At 39.9% G+C, this 20,687-nt stretch carries 23 protein-coding genes and 1 other annotated feature; of the genes, 4 read left to right on the top strand and 19 right to left on the bottom strand.

What is annotated here, in order from left to right; genetic code table 11:
* Nucleotides 1–345 precede the first annotated feature (345 nt).
* Nucleotides 346–1,105: a sequence feature (16S ribosomal RNA rRNA prediction is too short), on the top strand.
* 3 nt (nt 1,106–1,108) lie between these two features.
* The 7 genes from BQ4443_RS06535 to rpe all read right to left on the bottom strand — a co-directional run bounded on the left by BQ4443_RS06535 (nt 1,109) and on the right by rpe (nt 7,309).
* Complete coding sequence (locus BQ4443_RS06535; RefSeq protein WP_023951682.1) at nt 1,109–1,558, bottom strand: HIT family protein; 450 nt, start codon at nt 1,556–1,558, stop codon at nt 1,109–1,111.
* 210 nt (nt 1,559–1,768) lie between these two features.
* Complete coding sequence (gene trpC / locus BQ4443_RS06540) at nt 1,769–2,563, bottom strand: indole-3-glycerol phosphate synthase TrpC (protein ID WP_023951684.1); 795 nt, start codon at nt 2,561–2,563, stop codon at nt 1,769–1,771.
* Nucleotides 2,560–3,594 (bottom strand): anthranilate phosphoribosyltransferase, encoded by a 1,035-nt coding sequence (gene trpD / locus BQ4443_RS06545; protein ID WP_023951686.1) that lies wholly within the window; start codon nt 3,592–3,594, stop codon nt 2,560–2,562. Before trpD ends, trpC begins: the two co-directional genes overlap by 4 nt.
* Nucleotide 3,595: 1 nt before the next feature.
* Complete coding sequence (locus tag BQ4443_RS06550) at nt 3,596–4,165, bottom strand: anthranilate synthase component II (protein ID WP_023951688.1); 570 nt, start codon at nt 4,163–4,165, stop codon at nt 3,596–3,598.
* Nucleotides 4,166–4,177: 12 nt separating this feature from the next.
* Nucleotides 4,178–5,698, bottom strand: coding sequence for an anthranilate synthase component I (gene trpE / locus BQ4443_RS06555; RefSeq protein WP_031274696.1), 1,521 nt, complete (start codon nt 5,696–5,698; stop codon nt 4,178–4,180).
* Between the two features lie 238 nt (nt 5,699–5,936).
* Nucleotides 5,937–6,617 (bottom strand): phosphoglycolate phosphatase, encoded by a 681-nt coding sequence (locus BQ4443_RS06560; RefSeq protein WP_023951693.1) that lies wholly within the window; start codon nt 6,615–6,617, stop codon nt 5,937–5,939.
* Nucleotides 6,617–7,309 (bottom strand): ribulose-phosphate 3-epimerase, encoded by a 693-nt coding sequence (gene rpe, locus BQ4443_RS06565; RefSeq protein ID WP_036694552.1) that lies wholly within the window; start codon nt 7,307–7,309, stop codon nt 6,617–6,619. Before rpe ends, BQ4443_RS06560 begins: the two co-directional genes overlap by 1 nt.
* A gap of 129 nt (nt 7,310–7,438) precedes the next feature.
* Here rpe and BQ4443_RS06570 point away from each other — a divergent pair, with 129 nt between their 5' ends.
* The 3 genes from BQ4443_RS06570 to BQ4443_RS06580 are packed head-to-tail and all read left to right on the top strand — an operon-like array spanning nt 7,439 to nt 10,632.
* The gene (locus BQ4443_RS06570) at nt 7,439–8,698 is read left to right on the top strand and encodes a murein transglycosylase A (protein ID WP_071058423.1); all 1,260 of its coding nucleotides are present in this window, start codon (nt 7,439–7,441) and stop codon (nt 8,696–8,698) included.
* Entirely contained in the window at nt 8,695–9,897 is a 1,203-nt protein-coding gene (locus tag BQ4443_RS06575; RefSeq protein ID WP_071058424.1) for an FAD-dependent monooxygenase, read from the top strand. The genes BQ4443_RS06570 and BQ4443_RS06575 overlap by 4 nt, the downstream gene beginning before the upstream one ends.
* Before the next feature lie 39 nt (nt 9,898–9,936).
* Nucleotides 9,937–10,632, top strand: coding sequence for a DsbC family protein (locus BQ4443_RS06580; protein ID WP_071058425.1), 696 nt, complete (start codon nt 9,937–9,939; stop codon nt 10,630–10,632).
* Between the two features lie 3 nt (nt 10,633–10,635).
* Here the strand turns inward: BQ4443_RS06580 and BQ4443_RS06585 are convergent, their stop codons facing one another.
* The 6 genes from BQ4443_RS06585 to BQ4443_RS06610 all read right to left on the bottom strand — a co-directional run bounded on the left by BQ4443_RS06585 (nt 10,636) and on the right by BQ4443_RS06610 (nt 14,651).
* On the bottom strand, nt 10,636–11,367 hold the full coding sequence (locus BQ4443_RS06585) for a pyrimidine 5'-nucleotidase (protein WP_256330927.1): 732 nt from the start codon (nt 11,365–11,367) through the stop codon (nt 10,636–10,638).
* Between the two features lie 2 nt (nt 11,368–11,369).
* Complete coding sequence (gene argB, locus BQ4443_RS06590) at nt 11,370–12,257, bottom strand: acetylglutamate kinase (RefSeq protein ID WP_023951700.1); 888 nt, start codon at nt 12,255–12,257, stop codon at nt 11,370–11,372.
* A 10-nt stretch (nt 12,258–12,267) separates the two neighbouring features.
* Nucleotides 12,268–12,759 (bottom strand): TlpA disulfide reductase family protein, encoded by a 492-nt coding sequence (locus BQ4443_RS06595; RefSeq protein WP_071058427.1) that lies wholly within the window; start codon nt 12,757–12,759, stop codon nt 12,268–12,270.
* An 18-nt stretch (nt 12,760–12,777) separates the two neighbouring features.
* A complete protein-coding gene (locus BQ4443_RS06600; RefSeq protein ID WP_143000572.1) occupies nt 12,778–13,458 on the bottom strand; it encodes a BON domain-containing protein in 681 nt (226 codons plus the stop codon).
* A 3-nt stretch (nt 13,459–13,461) separates the two neighbouring features.
* Complete coding sequence (locus BQ4443_RS06605; protein WP_023951706.1) at nt 13,462–14,049, bottom strand: phosphoheptose isomerase; 588 nt, start codon at nt 14,047–14,049, stop codon at nt 13,462–13,464.
* Between the two features lie 128 nt (nt 14,050–14,177).
* Nucleotides 14,178–14,651 (bottom strand): YraN family protein, encoded by a 474-nt coding sequence (locus BQ4443_RS06610; protein ID WP_052019365.1) that lies wholly within the window; start codon nt 14,649–14,651, stop codon nt 14,178–14,180.
* Between the two features lie 38 nt (nt 14,652–14,689).
* Between BQ4443_RS06610 and rsmI the strand changes: the two genes are divergently transcribed.
* On the top strand, nt 14,690–15,610 hold the full coding sequence (gene rsmI, locus BQ4443_RS06615) for a 16S rRNA (cytidine(1402)-2'-O)-methyltransferase (RefSeq protein ID WP_071058428.1): 921 nt from the start codon (nt 14,690–14,692) through the stop codon (nt 15,608–15,610).
* A 45-nt stretch (nt 15,611–15,655) separates the two neighbouring features.
* Here rsmI and BQ4443_RS06620 read toward each other — a convergent pair whose 3' ends face one another.
* The 6 genes from BQ4443_RS06620 to hpf form a co-directional block, all read right to left on the bottom strand.
* Nucleotides 15,656–16,933: an O-acetylhomoserine aminocarboxypropyltransferase/cysteine synthase family protein gene (locus BQ4443_RS06620; protein ID WP_071058429.1), complete on the bottom strand. Its 1,278-nt coding sequence runs from the start codon at nt 16,931–16,933 to the stop codon at nt 15,656–15,658.
* A gap of 192 nt (nt 16,934–17,125) precedes the next feature.
* Nucleotides 17,126–17,812, bottom strand: a complete 687-nt coding sequence (locus tag BQ4443_RS06625; protein WP_083331890.1) for a septal ring lytic transglycosylase RlpA family protein — start codon at nt 17,810–17,812, stop codon at nt 17,126–17,128.
* The gene (gene rapZ / locus BQ4443_RS06630; RefSeq protein ID WP_023951712.1) at nt 17,809–18,690 is read right to left on the bottom strand and encodes an RNase adapter RapZ; all 882 of its coding nucleotides are present in this window, start codon (nt 18,688–18,690) and stop codon (nt 17,809–17,811) included. The genes BQ4443_RS06625 and rapZ overlap by 4 nt, the downstream gene beginning before the upstream one ends.
* A 41-nt stretch (nt 18,691–18,731) precedes the next feature.
* Nucleotides 18,732–19,658 carry an HPr(Ser) kinase/phosphatase gene (hprK, locus tag BQ4443_RS06635; RefSeq protein WP_071058430.1) on the bottom strand — a complete coding sequence of 309 codons (927 nt, stop codon included), beginning with the start codon at nt 19,656–19,658 and terminating at the stop codon, nt 18,732–18,734.
* Between the two features lie 95 nt (nt 19,659–19,753).
* Entirely contained in the window at nt 19,754–20,200 is a 447-nt protein-coding gene (gene ptsN, locus BQ4443_RS06640; protein WP_023951716.1) for a PTS IIA-like nitrogen regulatory protein PtsN, read from the bottom strand.
* Nucleotides 20,201–20,355: 155 nt separating this feature from the next.
* Nucleotides 20,356–20,673 carry a ribosome hibernation-promoting factor, HPF/YfiA family gene (gene hpf / locus BQ4443_RS06645; RefSeq protein ID WP_023951718.1) on the bottom strand — a complete coding sequence of 106 codons (318 nt, stop codon included), beginning with the start codon at nt 20,671–20,673 and terminating at the stop codon, nt 20,356–20,358.
* Nucleotides 20,674–20,687 lie beyond the last annotated feature (14 nt).

A 20,687-nucleotide genomic window follows, 5' to 3' on the forward strand; every position in this document is an offset into this window, starting at 1 on the left:
AAAATAAATTAGAAATTATTTTTAAAAAGTGCTTGACAGGATGTAGTGAAGTAGTTCATAATTACATTCTTTGCTGCTGACGGCAACGACGATTAAGTAAAACAAGATTGTCGAGACAGTCAGGCAAATTTACAGTGGTAAGTTTGCGATGTTCTTTAACAACTAACAGCCGATAAGTGTGGGCGCTTGGAATGAGAGAGCCATCCTATCACGGGATGAGCTAATACATTATTTTAAGTGCTTACACTACATACAGAAATAAGGTTTTTTTACAAACGTTATTTCTTTGAGTATAAGCAGCGATAGTATCTACGGATACTACAATTAAACAGGAATTGAACTGAAGAGTTTGATCCTGGCTCAGATTGAACGCTAGCGGGATGCCTTACACATGCAAGTCGAACGGCAGCATCAGAGAGCTTGCTCTCTGGATGGCGAGTGGCGAACGGGTGAGTAATGTATCGGAACGTGCCCAGTAGCGGGGGATAACTACGCGAAAGCGTAGCTAATACCGCATACGCCCTACGGGGGGAAAGGGGGGGATCGCAAGACCTCTCACTATTGGAGCGGCCGATATCGGATTAGCTAGTTGGTGAGGTAACGGCTCACCAAGGCGACGATCCGTAGCTGGTTTGAGAGGACGACCAGCCACACTGGGACTGAGACACGGCCCAGACTCCTACGGGAGGCAGCAGTGGGGAATTTTGGACAATGGGGGCAACCCTGATCCAGCCATCCCGCGTGTGCGATGAAGGCCTTCGGGTTGTAAAGCACTTTTGTCAGGGAAGAAAAGTTCGAGGTTAATACCCTTGGACGCTGACGGTACCTGAAGAATAAGCACCGGCTAACTACGTGCCAGCAGCCGCGGTAATACGTAGGGTGCAAGCGTTAATCGGAATTACTGGGCGTAAAGCGTGCGCAGGCGGTTCGGAAAGAAAGATGTGAAATCCCAGGGCTCAACCTTGGAACGGCATTTTTAACTCCCGGACTAGAGTATGTNCGGTTTTTTTCGAGAGGTCATGATGAAATCCTACTAGGTTTAGTGAGAAAGATTTCATGCTAAAGGGAGCGGACGTAATGTCCTATTGGACAAAACTATTCTGTCATACTAGACAAATAGCAATTGTTGTGCGTATTTTTTTAGGGTGTTGTGATAAGTGTCAAGAAGTTGAACTTGCTGTTGCAAAAATTGTTGGTAAGTTGGATTGTTTCCATCCTTAGTAACGGTTCCCCAAAACGAATTAGGAAAATGTAAATCCCATTCAAAGCGAGGGATGATATGCCAGTGTAAGTGAGGTACCATGGTGCCAAATTGAGCAAGATTGATTTTATGGGGTTTTAATACCTCTCGTTGCACTGTTTCAACTAAGTAAACATAATTCATCAGCTTTTCTCTATTTTCATCATTTAAATCAGTCACTTCAGCAATATGCTGATTAAGAATTACTCGTGTAAAGCCTGGGTAATGTTGTTCATTCGCATTGATAATGCGAATAAACTCGTTTTGGTAAATGATTGTGCCACCAGTTTCTTGGCATAGAATACAAGAGATTGTCATAATGGAATAAAAAAACAGAGGCAGTAAAATGGGGTGGTGCGTAATAGTTAAAACTTTAAATATAAATTAATATTTGTACTGTTAATTGTTTAAATAATTTGAGCCTAATTTGTTTAGACTCAAATTATTAACCACCCTTCTTTTTATTAACTTTATCGACAGTCTAAACTTCTAACCTGTTTAGAATCAGAAAAAGTTAACTATGTGTGTCTATGATTTACCTAGAAGTAAGGCTAGACCTTTGCCAGGATCCTCTTGACGCATTAGTGATTCGCCTACTAAAAAACCATACACATTATGTTCGTTCATTAGTGTTATATCATCATGGGTATGGATACCACTTTCAGTGATGACGACTCTATCGGTAGGGATATCATTTAATAACTTTATCGTATTGTCTAGGCTAACTTCAAAGTTACGTAGATTACGATTGTTAATGCCAATGAGAGGGCTTTTTAAATTCAATGCACGCTCTAACTCGGTATGGTCATGTACCTCAATTAAGGCATCCATGCCCAATTCTAGCGTAGCTGCTTCCAATTCGTTTAGTTGGGCATCTGATAAGGCGCTCACAATTAATAAAATACAATCTGCACCCAAGGCACGAGAGTTAATGATTTGGTAAGGATCAATAATAAAGTCTTTACGCAAGACTGGTAGAGAACAAGAGGCTCTTGCTTGACGTAAATAATCTGGTGAACCTTGAAAATAGGTACGATCCGTTAACACAGATAGGCAAGTAGCACCGTTGTTGGCGTAGGTGGTAGCAATCTCAATAGGATTGAAATCTTCGCGAATGACCCCTTTTGATGGTGAGGCTTTTTTGATTTCAGCAATAACTGCATTTTCTTTACGATGAATAGTACTGATTAATGCATTAGCAAATCCTCTAACATCGTTACGAGCATTTGCTTCAGCAAGTAAATCAATTTCGCTACGCATCTGTTTCAAGACGGCAATCTCTTCTTTTTTTGTGGTCAGAATTTTTTCTAGAATATCACTCATGTTGAAAATTTCCTTGTGTAGTCACAAAATTGATGTAGTTTGTTGAGTGCGGCTCCATTGCTAATGAGTTCATCAGCGATTTTTATCCCTTGTGCAATGCTATCTGCTTTGTTGCCTGTATAAATAGCAATACCAGCATTAAAAGTGACAATATCACGTGCAGGGCCAGGGTTATTATTTAACACCCCACGAATTACATCACGGGATTCTTCCTTATCTCGTACTTTAAAATGATTAGTGGAGAACATAGATAAACCAAAATCTTCTGGATGAATATCGTACTCTTTTACTTTACCATCTTTTAACTCTCCAATGCGTGTTTTGGCGCCTAAGGATGCCTCGTCTAAACCGTCCATACCGTGAATAATTAATACGTGCTTAGAGCCTAATTGCTGCAATACACGGACTTGAATCCCAACTAAATCAGGGTGAAAAACCCCCATTAATTGGTTTTTTGCACCAGCGGGATTTGTTAATGGACCTAGAATATTGAAGATTGTTCGTACACCTAACATTTTGCGGATACCAGCGATATTTTTCATACTGCTGTGATGGTAAGGTGCAAACATAAAACCGATATTTGTTGCTTCAAGACATTCTTTAATCTGGGCAGGGTCTTTTATATCGATATTTGCACCTAATGCCTCTAAGACATCAGCGCTGCCGCTTGAAGAGGATGCACTACGATTACCGTGTTTGGCTACAGGAACACCAGCTGCCGCAGCAACGAACATAGCACATGTAGAGATATTGAACGTATGACTACCGTCACCACCTGTACCGCACATATCTAAAGCTTCGTCGGCATTATCTAATTTGACAGGAGTTGCGAATTCTCGCATTACAGAGGCAGCCGCAGTAATTTCATCAACGGTCTCTTTTTTGACTCGTAATCCCATGAGTAAGGCGGCTGCGATAGGTTCTGGCATTTCACCACGCATGAGACCACGCATTAAATCAACCATTTCTTCTTGGAAAATTTCACGATGTTCAATACAACGTGTAAGAGCTTCTTGGTATGAAATCGTCATATTAATCCTTTAAATTCAAAAAATTTTGTAGAAGTTTATGGCCATATTCACTAAGAATAGATTCTGGGTGAAATTGTACGCCATAGATAGGAAGAGTAGTATGGGCAATTCCCATGATTTCACCGTCGTCTGTTTCAGCCGTAATTTTTAAACAAGCAGGAATTGAGTTTCTATCAATGGCAAGTGAATGATAGCGAATGACAGTGTAAGGAGAAGGGATATCTTTAAAAATATCTGTATTAGTATGGGTGATTTTACTGGCTTTACCGTGCATAATTGTTTTCGCACGCACAATTTTTCCACCAAAGGCTTCACCAATTGCTTGATGTCCTAAGCAAATGCCTAAAATAGGTTTTTTGCCTGCAAAGTGCTTAATCACATCGAGAGAGATTCCAGCTTGTGCTGGATCACAAGGACCGGGTGAAATACAAATATAATCCGGATTTAAGGCTTCAATTTCTTCAATCGATGTTTGATCGTTACGAAGTACTTTCACTTCTTGACCAAGTTCACCAAAATATTGCACGATGTTATAAGTAAAAGAATCGTAATTATCTAGCATTAATAACATGGTAGTAGTCCTTTAAATAGGTTGGTCAAGACCGTATTGCACTTGTTCAGCGGCACGTAGTACGGCACGTGCTTTATGTTCTGTTTCTAACCATTCTTTTTCTGGATCTGAGTCTGCAACCACACCGGCAGCGGCTTGTACAAACAACATACCATTTTTAATGACACCAGTACGAATAGCAATTGCCACATCCATAGAGCCGTTATAGCTTAAATAGCCTGCTGCACCACCATAAATCCCGCGTCGAACAGGCTCTAATTGGTCGATAATTTCCATTGCTTTGACTTTTGGGGCACCAGTCAGCGTACCAGCAGGGAATGTTGCTCTTAAGACGTCAATCGCATCCATATTTTTATTTAATGTGCCTTGTACATTTGATACTAAGTGCATGACATGAGAGTAGCGCTCGATAGTCATTTGATCGGTAACTTTTACAGAGCCAATCTGTGCGACACGACCGATGTCATTACGAGCTAAATCAATTAGCATGAGGTGTTCGGCAATTTCTTTGGGGTCATTTTTTAATTCTTGAGCAAGAGCTGCATCCTCTATAGGATTATCACCTCGTTTACGAGTACCTGCCAATGGGCGAATAGTAATACGGGATTCTTCTGCCCCATGATCATCCGCAAATAGCTCTTGACGGACTAGGATTTCTGGCGATGCACCAACGACATGAAAGTCGCCAAAATTCCAGTAGTACATATAAGGGGAAGGGTTGAGAGATCGTAGAGAACGGTAGAGTGACAGGGGGGAATCACGGAATGGTTTGGCAATGACTTGTCCAACTTGAACTTGCATTAAATCGCCAGCGGCAATGTGTTCTTTGGCCTTTTTGACAGCCTCTATAAAATCAGCTTTTTTGAAGGTACGGATTTCTTCAGTTACTAGACTAGGGAGGCTATAGGGAATATCAACAGGTTTACGTAATAAGGCACGAAGTTTTAATAGACGTTTTTGCGCTTTTGTGTAAGCTTCATCTTCAGTAGGGTCAGCGTAAATAACAAGATAAGTCCGTCCAATAACGTTATCGACAATGACCATTTCATCTACTTGCATAAGTAGAATATCTGGTAATCCCTCTTGACCTTGTGGAAAAGGTTTAACCGCAGGGCCTAATTTTTTCTCAATATGGCGGACGGTATCATAGCCAAAATAACCTGCTAATCCACCTGCAAAGCGAGGAATGCCAGGACGTAAGGCGACTTTAAAACGTTTCTGGAAGGCTTGGATGAATGTAAGAGGATCGCCTTCGTATGTTTCGACAACTTTATTGTTAGTGATGACTTCGGTATGTTCACCTTCACATTTAATAACGGTTTTAGCAGGTAAACCAATAAAAGAGTAGCGGCCAAAACGTTCTCCACCAACAACGGACTCCAATAAGCAGCTCATTTTGCCTGATTCTTTACCAGAGTGAGCGAGTTTTAGGTAAATACCTAATGTAGTATCAAGGTCTGCATAGGTTTCTTTAATAAGAGGGATACGGTTATATCCTTGTGCGGCAAGTGCTTTAAATTCTATTTCAGTCATCATTTACTCAATCTCTTGTTCAGTTGGCCAAATAATCGATAGGTATGAAAAAACCCGACTCAAATTTGGCCGGGTTTTTGAAAAATTTGCTGTTAAAACGTGCTGTGTACTTTAATCTGGATCTTACGTTTTTTTAGCGTGCAATCATCCCGGCAAAGGAGTACCACCAACGCCAATAAGAGCCAGAAACTGTAGTGATAATGTTTACCGAGTATTGCATGAAAAAAATCTTGTTAAATTAAGTCGATACTCGCTGATTAATCCAATCAGCGACCTGATTAATATCCTGTACTATAGCATTAACTTTTAGTGTTTGTACAGAGTTACCTTCATTATACCCATAAGGAAGTACTAAAAAATCCATATTGGCGGCATCAGCGGCTTGTGCATCATTAATCGAGTCGCCCACAAAGACTACTTCGTGAGGAGACAGTGCTAATTGTTTGCAGGTATAGAGTAGTTGGTCTGGATAGGGTTTTTTGCGCGAACAGGTATCGCCACTTGTTATTACCTTAAAAAATGGTTGTAGCTTTGTTTGTTCCAAAAGTATTAGGGTAAACTCTTGTGGTTTATTGGTCACAACAGCAAGTGATAACCCCATCTCTTTAAGTCTGGTGAGCCCTTCAAAAACACCTGAGTAGACTATTGACTGCTGCCCATTATAGAGATGGTAGTATTTTTTGAATAAATGTTTAGCTTGCTCAAACAGTATAGGGTCAGGTTCATTGGGTTGAATATCACCTGCTAGCGCACGCTTAATGAGCATATCGGAACCTTTGCCAACATAACTAGTAAGTGCTTCCATAGATCGCTGAGGCAAGTCCAATTCAGCTAGCATAGCATTGGTAGCTCGTGCTAAATCAGGTACGCTGTCTACGAGTGTGCCATCTAAATCGAAGAAAACAGCTTTGTAGGTCATTATTTTTCCACCTTAGCGATTTCTGAGCGCATTTGTTGAATAACTTCAGCATAATTTTTCTGACCAAAAATGGCAGAGCCGGCAACGAAAGTATCCGCACCAGCAGCATATACTTTAGCGATATTATCAACTTTAATACCACCATCTACTTCCAAAAGAATTTCTTGTCCACCATTATTACGATAGGCATCAATGCGTGCTCGTACTTGTTTGATTTTTTCTAACGTGCTAGGAATAAAAGATTGACCACCAAACCCCGGATTGACCGACATCAATAAAATCATATCTAATTTATCCATGACAAAATCTAAACACTGTAGTGGTGTACCAGGATTTAGTACTAAACCTGCTTTACAGCCATTATCACGAATAAGTGATAGGCTACGATCAATATGTTTAGAGGCTTCAGGATGGAACGTAATATAATTTGCTCCAGCCTTGGCAAACATTGGAATCAGGCTATCGACAGGCTCAACCATTAAGTGCACATCAATAGGTGCTGTAGTATAAGGTCTAATCGCTTGACATACCATAGGTCCTATGGTTAGGTTAGGGACGTAGTGATTATCCATCACATCGAAGTGAATCCAGTCGGCGCCAGCATGAATAACATCGGCAACTTCTTGCCCTAATTTAGCAAAATCAGCCGATAAGATACTTGGAGCAATACGAGCAGTCATGGAGTTTGTCATGATTTGTAATGAAAACGGAGATTGAGAACATAATAGGAATAATGAAGTATTATATAACTTTAATCCATAAGGGTTATGCTTAAAAACAAATTGTGCATTGGATATACCTGATGCCAAAGAGGTAGTTGTATGAAAAAAATAATTAAACTTTCTCTGTTAGGACTTTTGCTAGCAGGTTGTTCTTCCACGGATGCTCCTTATTCAACACAAGCTTCTGAAGAAGCGTTTGATATCCATGCGCCATTAGTAGTGCCTGATGCTTCGGTATTTAAAAATACCAAGCCTAGAGAGTTAAAAGCAAGTTATCAACTGTCTAACTGGAGCAATTTGCCTGGTTGGAATGAGGATAATGGTGAAAATATATGGTTAGGCTTGGTCAATAACTGCCGTGGTTTGATGCGTCCAATCTCAGGGTCATTAACTATTCCTGCCAGAGCGACCCCCCAAGCATGGTATCCTATTTGTGCGCAAGTGGCTCAAATGGGCAATAATGTAGATCCAGCGACAGCCAAAAACTTTATCGAACAAAATCTTCAACCTTGGGCTGTTTCTGGTGAAAAGGGGACACAAGGCTTGGTTACTGGCTATTATGAACCTATTGTTAAAGGTTCTAGGCGTCAAGAAGGGGTGTATCAATGGCCTATGTATGCTCCGCCGTCAGATTTATTAACGATTGATTTGGGTAAGCTTTATCCAGAATTAGCTGGTAAACGAGTGAGAGGGAAGTTAGTAGGGAATAAAGTAGTTCCTTATGAAACACGAGCCGAGATTATGTCGTCAAGTAAGCAGCCTCCAGTGATTGTATGGTTGGCTGATCCTGTAGAAGCTTTCTTTTTGCAAGTACAAGGGTCAGGAAAGGTACAATTAGAAAACGGTTCTATGCTAAGGCTAGCGTATGCCGATCATAATGGACAGCCCTATACGTCTATTGGACGGTGGTTAGTAGACCAAGGGCAACTAACATTAGAGCAAGCCTCTATGCCAAACATTAAAGCATGGGCACAAAGTCACCCTGATCGTGTCAATGAAATGCTTAATGCGAATAAAGCGATGGTATTTTTTAAAGAAGAAAAACTCAATGATGATATTGTTGGTCCTAAAGGGGCATACGGTATACCATTAATAGGGGAAAGATCTATTGCAGTTGATCCGAGTTATGTGCCTTTGGGAACACCAGTTTTTTTAGCGACAACACAACCAGGTAGTAATGTCCCTTTACGTCGTTTAGTTTATGCACAAGATACGGGTGCGGCAATCAAAGGTGCTGCTCGTGCAGACTTTTACTGGGGCAGTGGTGATGCGGCAGGAGAGTCAGCAGGGCGTATGAAGCAGGCAGGTTACATGTGGGTTTTATGGCCTAGAGAAGCAGGGGAGCCTAGCGCACGATGAGTAACAATAGTCAAATTCTGGTGAGTGGAGCTGGGATAGTTGGATTAAGCATGGCCTTGTCATTATTAAAGCAAGGACTTCCTGTCAAAATGCTTGCACCAAATATAAAAGCGAAAGCCAATTTGGGCGAACAGTATCATCCACGTATCTACGCTATTTCTTTAGCTAGTCAGCAGTTCTTGCAAAAGCTAGGTGTCTGGAGGGTGTTGCCGACAGAAAGGCTAGTCGCTGTGGAGCATATGCAGATTCAAGGAGATGCTTCAGGGTTAATGACGTTATCAGCTAATACAAGTACATCGGATCAATTAGCGTGGATAGTTGAGTCAGGAGAACTTGAGTATGCTTTACAGCAGGCAGTGAATTTTCATGGACTAGAATGGATTGATGATAAAGCCAAACAATTGCAGTATAAAAGGAGTCCGGATAATAAACTTGCTATTGATGTGACAACAGAAAAAGGGCAGGTGTTGAGTGCTAATTTAGTGATTTCTGCTGAAGGTATGAATTCAGTGATCCGCCAACAAGCTGGTATATGGCATAAAGTTAAGTCTTATCATGCCAAAGGGTTGGTAGCACAATTTACCGTTGAAAAACCTCATCAGAATACCGCTTATCAATGGTTTACTAATGAAGGGGTATTGGCTTTTTTACCTTTACCTGATACGAAAGATGGGCATCAGATTTCCATGGTATGGTCAACGGATAGTACAACAGCAAATGAACTATTGAATTTGACAGTTGACAATCTTGCTGATGTGCTTAGAAAACGAGTAGGTCATCTTAGTCAAGATACATTAGGGCAATTGACATTGCGTAGTCCCATGTATGGATTTGATTTAAGTTTAGAAAAAAGTGGTTTGGTTAGTCATGGCGTTGCCTTAATCGGGGATGCGGCACATCGAGTCCATCCGTTGGCTGGTCAAGGCTTAAATCTAGGTTTAGGTGATGTTGAGTCACTGAGTCGTATTTTAAAAGAAAAAGAACCTTATAGAGAGTTTGGCGATAGTAGAGTGTTGCAACGCTATCAACGTGAACGTAGTGAGCCATTAGCGCATATGCGTTGGATAACAGATGGTTTACAGCAATTGTTTACACGTCAGGAGCTCCCTCTGCAATTTATTCGTAATGTAGGGTTAGATGCGATAGATAATTTGCCTTTTATCAAAGAATTTTTGGTACGGAAAGCTTCGGGGCTGTAAGTATTCAATATAACGGACATCTATAAAGAAGGAAAAGAGATGAAAATTTTAAAATTAATGACCTTAGTAAGTGCTTTGTATGCTGTGAATGCATTTGCAGATACCAATGAGATTAAGGCTAATTTAGAAAAGGCTTTTGATTTAAAAGTAGAAAGCATTGAAAAAACTAACTATGGTGGTCTTTATGAGGTTGTTACCCAAGATACGATCTTATATACCGATGAAAAAGGTTCTTTTGTCATTGCGGGTAGTTTGATTGATACGAAAACGCTTGAGGATGTCACTGAAGCTCGTATGAAAAAATTGACAGCTATTGACTTCAATAGTTTACCCTTGGATAAGGCATTGAAGAGAGTGCATGGTAATGGTGAACGAGTTCTGGCGACATTTGAAGACCCCAATTGTGGTTATTGTAAGCGTCTTTATTCAGAAATAGATAAGCTTGATAATGTGACTGTTTATACATTTCTAATTCCTATTCTCGGTAAGGATTCGGTGAAAAAAACGACAAATATTTGGTGTGCTAAAGATCGAAATGCGGCATGGTCAGCTTGGATGAAAGAGCATAAAACGCCAACAGACGCAGAGAACTGTGAAGAGCCAACTAACGAGATTCTAGCCTTGGCGCGTAAGTTGCAGATTCGTGGCACACCAATGGTACTAATGGCAAATGGTGAGCGTATGAATGGTTATGGCTCTGCCTCAGCCATTGAAGAGTTGTTATCTAAGAAATAAGACTTAGCAAGATGAGGGATAACGAGCAAAATCACTTAATAATAAGGCTTGGATGGAATGCTTTTTGATATCTACATAACTCGGTCTGCCATCATAAATTGCGCTAAAGGGGGTGCCTATATTGAAAATATGGGCACATTGCATCCCTAATTGTTTAGCCACCTTAAGGTTTTTTAATGTATCTTCAACTAGAACAATATTTTTGGCAGGACAATTGAGCTCTTTTAATAAACCCCGCATAAGTTTCATCGAAGGTTTTGGACGATAGTGTCCATGTATACACATGTGGTCAATGGCACAAATGCCTTCAAAGCATTCTTTTACTCCAAGCGTTTCTAGTACGGTAAGTGCATAGTCGTAAGGAGCATTAGTGACAACGTATTTTTTGCCAGGTGTATTATTTAATAAGTAACGTAAGCGAGGTTGATGTTTTACGTATTTGGCAACATCAAAGTGATGACTAGCATGTAGGAACTTTAATGCATTTACTCCATGGTGTTTATGCATGCCAATCATGGTTGCACCATATTTTTCCCAATATCGTTGGCGTAGCTGAGTCGCTTGTTCAAAAGAAAGCTTAAGTGCATTCATGACAGCTCTTGTCATGCTATTGTTGATTTGATCAAAAATAGCGTGAGATGCATCATGTATTGTATTATCCAAATCAAAAAGCCATACCCTGTCTGATATGGGAGCATGGTTTTTTGAAGAGATACGTTTAATCAGCGTAGACACAGTTATGCCGTAATCATTGTCCCTACACCTTCATTGGTGAGGATTTCTAATAATAGGCAATGAGGTACTCGACCATCAACAATATGGACAGAGTTTACGCCTGTGTGAGCAGCCTCTAGCGCAGAAGCGATTTTAGGCATCATCCCACCAGTAATAGTCCCATCAGCAAAAAGAGCATCAATAGTGCTAGTAGATAGCCGACGCAATAAGTTACCTTCTTTATCTAATACACCGGGAATATTTGTCATCAGTAATAATTTTTCTGCCATTAGGACTTCTGCAATTTTACCTGCGACTAAGTCCGCATTGATGTTATAAACGGCATTTTCTTCATAATTAAAACCGATAGGTGAAATCACAGGAATAAATTGATCTTCAATAATGGCTTTGATTACCGCAGGGTCAATACTTGTTATTTCGCCAACATAGCCAATATCAAGTGGTTGCTCAGGATTTTCTTTATTAGGCATCAATTTTTTTTGTGCCTGTATGAGTCCACCGTCTTTACCTGTTAGGCCAATCGCTTTACCACCTGCTTGATTAATCATCATTACGATGTCTTGCTGTACTTGGCCACCAAGTACCCACTCTACCACTTCCATTGTATCGGCATCAGTAACACGCATTCCTTGGATAAATGTACCTTCTTTACCAAGACGCTTAAGTGCAGTGTCAATTTGTGGGCCACCACCGTGAACAACAATGGGATTTAGACCAATCAGTTTCAACAGTACAATGTCATGTGCAAAACTTTTTTGTAAGCGCTCCTCAGTCATCGCATTGCCACCATATTTGACGACAACGGTCTTGCCATGAAATCGCTTAATATAAGGCAGTGATTCAGCAATAATGCTAGCTTTGATAGCAGGGGTAACGGTGGTCTCTGACATTTTTCCTCCCTTAGCTTTTTGCTAAAGTTTGTTCTAGTGTTTGAATAAATTCTTTCTTATCGTATTCACCAATATAGCGCTTAACAATATTGCCTTGTCTATCTAATAAAAAAGCGACAGGTGTGAAGCGAATACCACCAAAGGCTTTTGCGAGCTCACCAGATTTGTCATAGGCAATAGTGAAGGGTAAGTGGTAAGAGTCTTTAAATTTGTTAATGGCACTAGGGTTGTCATAGCTCATAGCTACAGCAATGGTGTCATACCCTTTATCTTTGTAAGTATTGTAGTATTCAATAGTATCGGGCATTTGTTTTACGCAGGTGACGCAAGTGGTTGCCCAAAACTTAACTAAAACCACTTTCCCTTTTAATGAGTCAGAAGAAATGGTTTGGTTTTCAAGAGTAGTGTAAGTCACAGAAGCTTGACTGTCTTGTTTTAGACTAAAAAATGCAGCCGCGACAGCAATGACAATGCCTGTAATGATTAAAAGTATTTTATTCATGTTGTTATCCTCAAAAAATTATTGCAATGGAGTAGTGACAACTCCTGAACTACTCGTATTACTTGGTGTAGAAGTTGTTGCTGATGTGTTGCTATGGTTAACCGCTTTAGGAGCAGTATCCGTAATATAGTCAAATACCTTGACGACTCTTACGACACCGTCAATACCGGCTGCTGCATTGGCTGCAAGATTTCCTTCGGTATTAGTCACTTGCCCCATCAGATAAACAACACCTTGTGATGTCGTGATGGAAATAGTACGAGAAGGAATACCTTTGGTAATAACAAGCTCACTACGAACTTTTGAAGTAATCCATGAGTCTCTTGTGCGTGTACTAAAATCAGCAGGCTTGCTAATCATCAATTCATTCACGACATCTTTGACATCCTTCACCCCTCGTGCGATTTGGGTCACTTTATCTTTGTCAGCTACAGTAGCTACTTCACCTGTAATCAGAACGCGTTGATTAAAGGTTGTGGCATTCACACGACTACTATCAGCGGTAAGTTGACCGCCGGCGCGGTTTTCAACTGTAGCAGAAATAGTTGTATCCGTGAGCTGCTGACCACCAGAACGTCTATCGGATACTACAACACCAGTAGCAGCAGCACCACCAAGAACAAGGGAAGTTACGCAACCGGATAATAAACTAGTCGCTAACAGCGCAGAAATGATAGTTGGCTTTAAGAACATCGACATAACTTAGTCTCCTAACAAATGCAAATCAATTCCATCACAAAGGATATGCAACAAGAGAATATGGATTTCCTGAATCCTCATGGTTCTATCATGAGGAACACATAGATGAATATCTGATGGGTTGAGCAATTGGTTAAGTGCACCACCTTTTTTTCCGCTCAAAGCGATGACACGAATTCCTTTTTCATGAGCAACTTTAATAGCTTCAATTACATTTGTAGAATTACCACTGGTCGTAATCGCAACGAGTACATCACCAGAGACACCTAGAGCCTCTACTTGGCGTGAAAACACAGTATTGTAACCATAGTCATTACCAACAGCAGTCAAGATAGAGGTATCTGTATTAAGTGCAATTCCAGGTAATGGTTTACGCTCACGCTCAAAACGACCCACTAATTCAGCAATAAAATGTTGTGCATCAGCGGCAGATCCACCGTTACCACAAGCGAGCACTTTATTACCTTTATCAAGTGCTTGAATGAGGCATTGTGTAGCCGTTACTAAAGGCGCATTTAATTGCTCTGCACTAAGTGTTAATGCGTTGTTGTTCTCTTCAAAATGCTGCGAAATACGATGACTAAAATCCATAAGAAAACAATCTTTAAAATGTGTAAAGTGATAGTATAACCTTCAGACAAAATAAGTTATTAAAAATTAATCAAAATATTGCATCAAATCTTTCAAATTGTTTAGTTAATAGTGTAATTTGCTAAGTTTTAGCTATTGATAATATTTTTTAACCAAATCTTCTCATTAGTTTCTCCATTAAAACAGATTGCATCGAAACGACAATATACCGGTTGATGGGCAAAATGTTGCTTAGAAATAAAGGGTAAAAAATACTCAGCTGTGCGCTTAAAACGATTCAATTTTGATTTGCTTAAACTGTAAATAGCTCCTCCAAAAGCAGTTGTCTGGCGAAATCGTACTTCTACAAATACTAGGGTTTGTTGATCACGCATCACCAGATCAAGTTCACCCAATGGGCAGGAAAGATTTTTATAAAGAAGGATAAGCCCTTTATTGGTTAAAAACTCAATGGCATCATCCTCATAGGCAAGTCCTTTTTGTTGAGTAGGGGATAAGGTGTTATCTTTTGTCGTTGGACGAGCTTTTTGAGTATATTTTGATTTCTTTGAGGGTGTTGCTAATTGAAAGCGAATATCCATTTTTTGTAGAGAATAGGTCATAATAGAGAGCATTATTATTTTTGATTTTTTGAGGTGATATGTCTACAGCACTGGGAACTAATTATCATATCTGGGAGCAAATGAGTGAAGAGTTAAGCCGTCAGTATTGGCCCGAAAATACTCTTTATGTGATAGCAACACCAATAGGTAATTTGGCTGATATGACATTTAGAGCCATGTATGGCTTGCAATTATGTGATGTAATTGCTTGTGAGGATACACGGACATCTAAGCAATTGCTGAATTTTTTTGGTGTAAATAAACCGTTGATCGCGGCACATCAGCATAACGAAAAGAGTGCGGCAGAGGAAATTATTACGTTATTAGCAAGTGGTAAACGTGTAGCACTTATCTCAGATGCAGGGGCTCCAGCGATTAGCGATCCAGGTGGAAAGTTGGTGTTGTTGGTAAGGCAAGCAGGTTTTAACGTTGTTCCTGTGCCGGGGGCATCTGCAGTGGTGACGGCCCTAATGGCAAGTGGATTGACGAGTGATGAACGCCCAGGCTTTACATTTGTGGGATTTATTCCTCCCAAAAAACAAGCACGTTGTCAATTTTTTGAGCAATGGCGGCATAGTAAAGAGGTTTGTATTTTTTTCGAATCCCCACATCGCATAAAGGAAAGTCTTAAGGACTTAGTAGACGTAGTTGGGGAGAATAGAAATATTGCGATTGCACGGGAGTTGACTAAGCGATTTGAGCAAATTATCACCTTACCTAGCAAAGAGTTACTCGTATGGCTAAATGAAGACGTGAATCATCAAAAAGGTGAGTTTGTATTGCTCGTCTCCCCAGAAGAGAAGCAAGCAGACCAAACAGAACAAGAACAACAACTAGATGAATTATTGTTAGTATTATTGGACTCTTTATCTGTTAAAGACTCAGTCAAAATTGCCATGCAGTTAACCAAATTACCAAAAGATATCATTTATCGCCGAGCGTTAGAGATTAAGTCGTAATCAATAAAGTGCCTCCGTTAGGAGAGGCACTTAGCGTGTAGACATTTAGGAGGCAGCTAAGGCTTGTTCTAAGTCTGCTAGTAGGTCATCAATATGCTCAATGCCAATAGAGAGACGAATCATATCCTCACTAACTCCTGCACTTGCCAATTCTTTCGCACTTAATTGACGATGTGTCGTGGTGGCTGGATGGCATGCTAAGCTACGAGTGTCCCCGATATTAACAAGACGGATAAATAACTTAAGGGCATCAATGAACCGAGCACCACCTTCACGCCCACTTTTTACACCAAACGATAAAATTGCTGATGGTTTACCGTTAACGTATTTTTGTGCAAGTGCATGCTCAGGATGATCTGCTAAACCGGCATAATTTACCCATGAGACTTTTTCGTGCTGACGGAGAAACTCAGCTACTTTCAGTGCATTTTCAGTATGGCGTTCCATACGTAAGCTCAGCGTTTCTAGACCTTGTAGGATAAGGAAGGTATTGATTGGGCTTAAGGCGGCGCCCATATTACGCAAAGGAACGACACGAGCACGAGTAATATAGGCTGCTGCACCAATATCCTTGACATAATTGACTCCGTGGTAACTTGGGTCAGGATTATTTAGTTGGGGAAAACGATTTGGATAATCTCCCCAAGGGAATTTACCACTATCAACTATTATGCCTCCCAAGCTGTTACCATGACCGCCGATATATTTTGTCAATGAATGAACGACAATATCAGCACCAAATTGAAATGGCTTTAGCAAAGCTGGTGAAGCAACCGTATTGTCTACAATGACAGGAATGCCTATGTCGTGCGCAATATTGGCGATGGTTTCAATATCAACAATATTGCCAAGAGGATTACCAATCGATTCAACAAATACTAGTTTGGTTCGTTCATTTACTAAGTCTCGAATGGCTTCTGGATTTTTATGATCAAAAAAACGTACCTCGATTCCTTGGTTTGGTAGGGTATGAGCGAACAGGTTGTAGGTGCCACCGTAAAGAGTTGAGGCGGAAATAATATTGTCACCAGCTTTTGCAATAGTTTGGACTGCATAAGTAATGGCAGCCATGCCAGAGGAAACGGCTAGTGCACCTATACCACCTTCTAAGGCGGCTAAACGAGCCTCAATAACGGCATTGGTTGGGTTGGTGATGCGAGAATAAATATTGCCCGCCACTTTAAGGTCAAATAAATCGGCACCATGTTGAGTATTATCAAACGCATAGGAGGTTGTTTGATAAATAGGTACAGCTACTGCTTTTGTGGTGCTTTCGGGTTCGTAGCCAGTATGAAGTGCAATTGTCTCATCTCTATAAGTCATATATGTTCCTCGCTTAGTGTTAAAAAGCTATTGTGTAAGTTAGTAAGATAGTAATAGGCAACTAAATGCATATTACCACGACAAAGCAAGGAAACTTATAATGAAAAATTATATGCTCTTAACATATCCTATGTTAACAACAGGATATAAAGAGCATGAATGAGAATGAAAATGGTAGGGAATAAATATACGTTAATGGATATTTTTTTGACCATCCATTAGTTCAATTTTAACTTTATCTGAACCTCGTTTGTCGATACCTAGCACTTTGGCGGCACCATAAGATAAATCAATTACTCTATTACTATGGAAAGGTCCTCGATCATTAATGCGAACCAAAATACTCTTGCCAGTAGAAACACGAGTGACTTTTACGACACTATTGATTGGTAATTCTTTATGAGCTGCTGTTAAACCATGTTGATTAAAACGCTCTCCATTGGCTGTCTTGCGTCCATGAAAACCAGGACCATACCACGAGGCTATACCAACTTGAGAAAATTCCTTTAAGCTAGCAAAAGGAACATACTTTTTACCGTTCACTGTATAAGCTTTGGCTTTTTTCGTGTGAGTAGAGTCAACACGTAATTTAGGCTCGGTATCTTTTTTGAGTACAGAATTATCTAATGAGACGGTTACATCTGCTATTTTTGATTCAGAAGATTCTTCAAGTACATCATTATCAAGGTTGTTTTCTTGTAAAAACTTTTTTTGAATGTTTTCACCTAACGTATGTTCAGAAGGTGCATCGGGGAAAATACCGTTTACAGTAATACGGTAGTGTTGAGAGGAGTCCTGCGAATGCTGGGAGGCATCCTGTTGGGCAAAAACTGGAGTCAATAATAGACAGCCAAGGATAGTTAAAAAATTTCTAATCATACTAAATCGCTATAAAACTGTGCTTGTGCACGGTGTCTGACGCGTAAAGGTTGATGATAACTGAAATATTTGGCGAGTTGTTCAGCAACATATACTGAACGATGCTTACCGCCTGTACAACCAATAGCTACTGTTAAGTAACTACGCGTGTCCTGCATGTATAAAGGTAGCCACTTTTTGATATAAGAGGCGATATCATTAATAAGTTCCTGAACACTATCATATTCTGATAGCCAATCAGCAACTGGTTTGTCTCGTCCCGTTAAAGGTCTTAACTGGGGGTCATAATAAGGATTTGGTAGACATCTTACATCAAAAACTAAATCTGCGCTACTAGGTAACCCCTTTTTGAAAGCAAAAGATTCAAAAGTTAGTAAAATTTCTCCCGGCGGAACCTCACTAATTTCTCGTACCCAGGCTCGTAATTGGCTTGGAACTAAATTGGATGTATCAATCACATGCTCTGTTTGACGTAAAGGAGCAAGTAGCTCTTTTTCATATTCAATGCACTCCTCTAGAGAAGGAGTAGATTGAGTTAACTGTTTCAGTTTTTGAGTAAGAGGATGGGCTCGGCGTGATTCAGAATAGCGGTGAAGTAATTCTTCCGTAGCAGCTTCTAAGAAAATCACTTTAATAGGGATGTTGCGTGCACGCAACCCTGCAATAATTTCTGGTAGGTTAGTAATATCACCATGGGATCGTGCATCAATAGCAACTGCAATTAAAGATAAATCATTATTTAATGCTTCCGCAATATATTCATGCAGTAGGGAGACAGGTAAATTATCTACGCAGTTATAAGCTAGGTCTTCGAGTTGGCGTAGAGCAACTGTTTTTCCTGAGCCAGAAATACCTGTAATTAAAACAACGGATTGCATCCTTACTCTCACTAAAAAGGTTATTAGCAATGGGGAAAGTGTTATAAACGACTATTCTCCAAAATGGCTTGGGATTGACGTTCCATAAACTCACGTAAGGTGTCAATACCTCTTAATTTAAGAATTGTATTACGAACGGCAGCTTCCACCAATACTGCCAAGTTACGACCTGCTGCAACCTGTAACATAACTCGTCGAATAGGTAAACCTAACATATCTTGAGTTTGGTCTTGTATTGGTAGTCGCTCAAATTTTTCGTTATTTGCACGAACTAGATGAACAATCAGTTTTAAACTCATTTTTCGACGAACAGATGTTTCACCGAAAATAGTCCGAATATCTAATAGACCTAGACCACGAACCTCTAATAAATTACGTAATAGTTCTGGGCATTGTCCTTCAATAAGAGTAGGGGCTGTACGAGCAAATTCAACGGCATCATCTGCGACTAAACCATGGCCACGAGAAATTAATTCTAGTGCTAATTCACTTTTACCTAGCCCTGATTCGCCCGTAATTAAAACACCTAAACCTAATACATCCATGAAGACACCATGAACGGTTGTTTTGGGTGCGTATCGTCTTGCTAAGTAAACTCGTAAAACATCAATGATATGTGCGGAATTAGCGTCAGATGATAATAAAGGAATCTTGCTGCGTTGACAAAAATTCATGACGTTTTGTGGCGCATCTAGACTTTCGGCAATAATGATGGCAGGAACCCCGCCTTCAGCTAATCCGACAAGAGAACGTTCTTGCTGTGCAGGTGATAGGCGATTAAAAAAGTTAATTTCTTCTATGCCAAAAATTTGTATGCGAGAAGGGTGAATGAGATTTAAGTGCCCAACTAGCTCGGCAACAGCATCAATAGTTTCTGGTAATGCACGATTAGCTGAAACTTGCCCAGCTTTCCATGTCAATCTAAGCGTATCAGCATTATCATCAATAAGTTGTTGAATAGATAGCATATTAATACCGGTTGAATTATTTGAGAGTCTCTATAATTTAAACTGCTTTATAAGAAAAAAGCCAATGTTTTTTCATTGGCTTTACTTTAACATTATTATTGGGTCAGCAAATTATAAATAAGTTGAGGGTCAGTTTCTGTTAGTAATTTCTGACGAATTTCATCATCTGACAGTTTTTGTGCAATAGCGGCAAGCAAATCCAAGTGCTGTTGTGTTGCACTCTCAGGGACTAAAAGACAGACGAGTACTTGTACATTTTGCCCGTCTGGAGCATCGAAAGGAATTGGTGTAGAAAGTCTAACAAAGGCAGCATGTGCATTGTCTAACTTAGGAATACGACCATGTGGAATGGCCACACCATGTCCTAAGGCGGTAGAACCAAGACGTTCGCGTGAAAATAGTCCATCAAAAACAGTGGCACGAGAAATGCCCACATTGTTTTCAAACAAAAGGGCAACTTGTTCAAAGGCTCGTTTTTTGCTTGTGGCATTAACATCCAAAAGAATGTTCTCGAGCGATAAAATTTTAGATAATTGAGTCATGTTTTTGATTATATGATGAAATCTTAAATATTCATATAAATGTTAGCATCTATGTCGTATGTTTACACTATTCTACTAATAAAAATTTGTGCTACGCACAATAATGCAAAACCTGATTATACTCAAAAAAAGTATAATCAGGCGAGTTTATGATTTTAAGCACTTAAATGTTTATTAGCTTCTTTGGTAAAACTTTGTTGCTTTTCTTTGTGCTTAAGGACTAAGCGGTCAATTTTATCAATAAGTAAATCAATAGCGGCATAAAGATTTTCATGGCTAGACTCTGCGTGTAAGTCTTTGCCTGGTACTCGCAAAGTAATTTCAGCTATTTGTTGGTTTACGTCTTTTGAAATAATTACTTGTGTATCAATGATATTGTCAATATGTCGGGAGACTCTGGTTAGTTTTGTTTCTATATATTCCTTGATGGGTGTAGTAATTTCAAGATGATGACCAGAAATAGTTAAATTCATATGATTACTCCTTT

The organism is Pelistega sp. MC2 (assembly GCF_900099475.1).
Lineage (GTDB): Bacteria > Pseudomonadota > Gammaproteobacteria > Burkholderiales > Burkholderiaceae_B > Taylorella > Taylorella indica.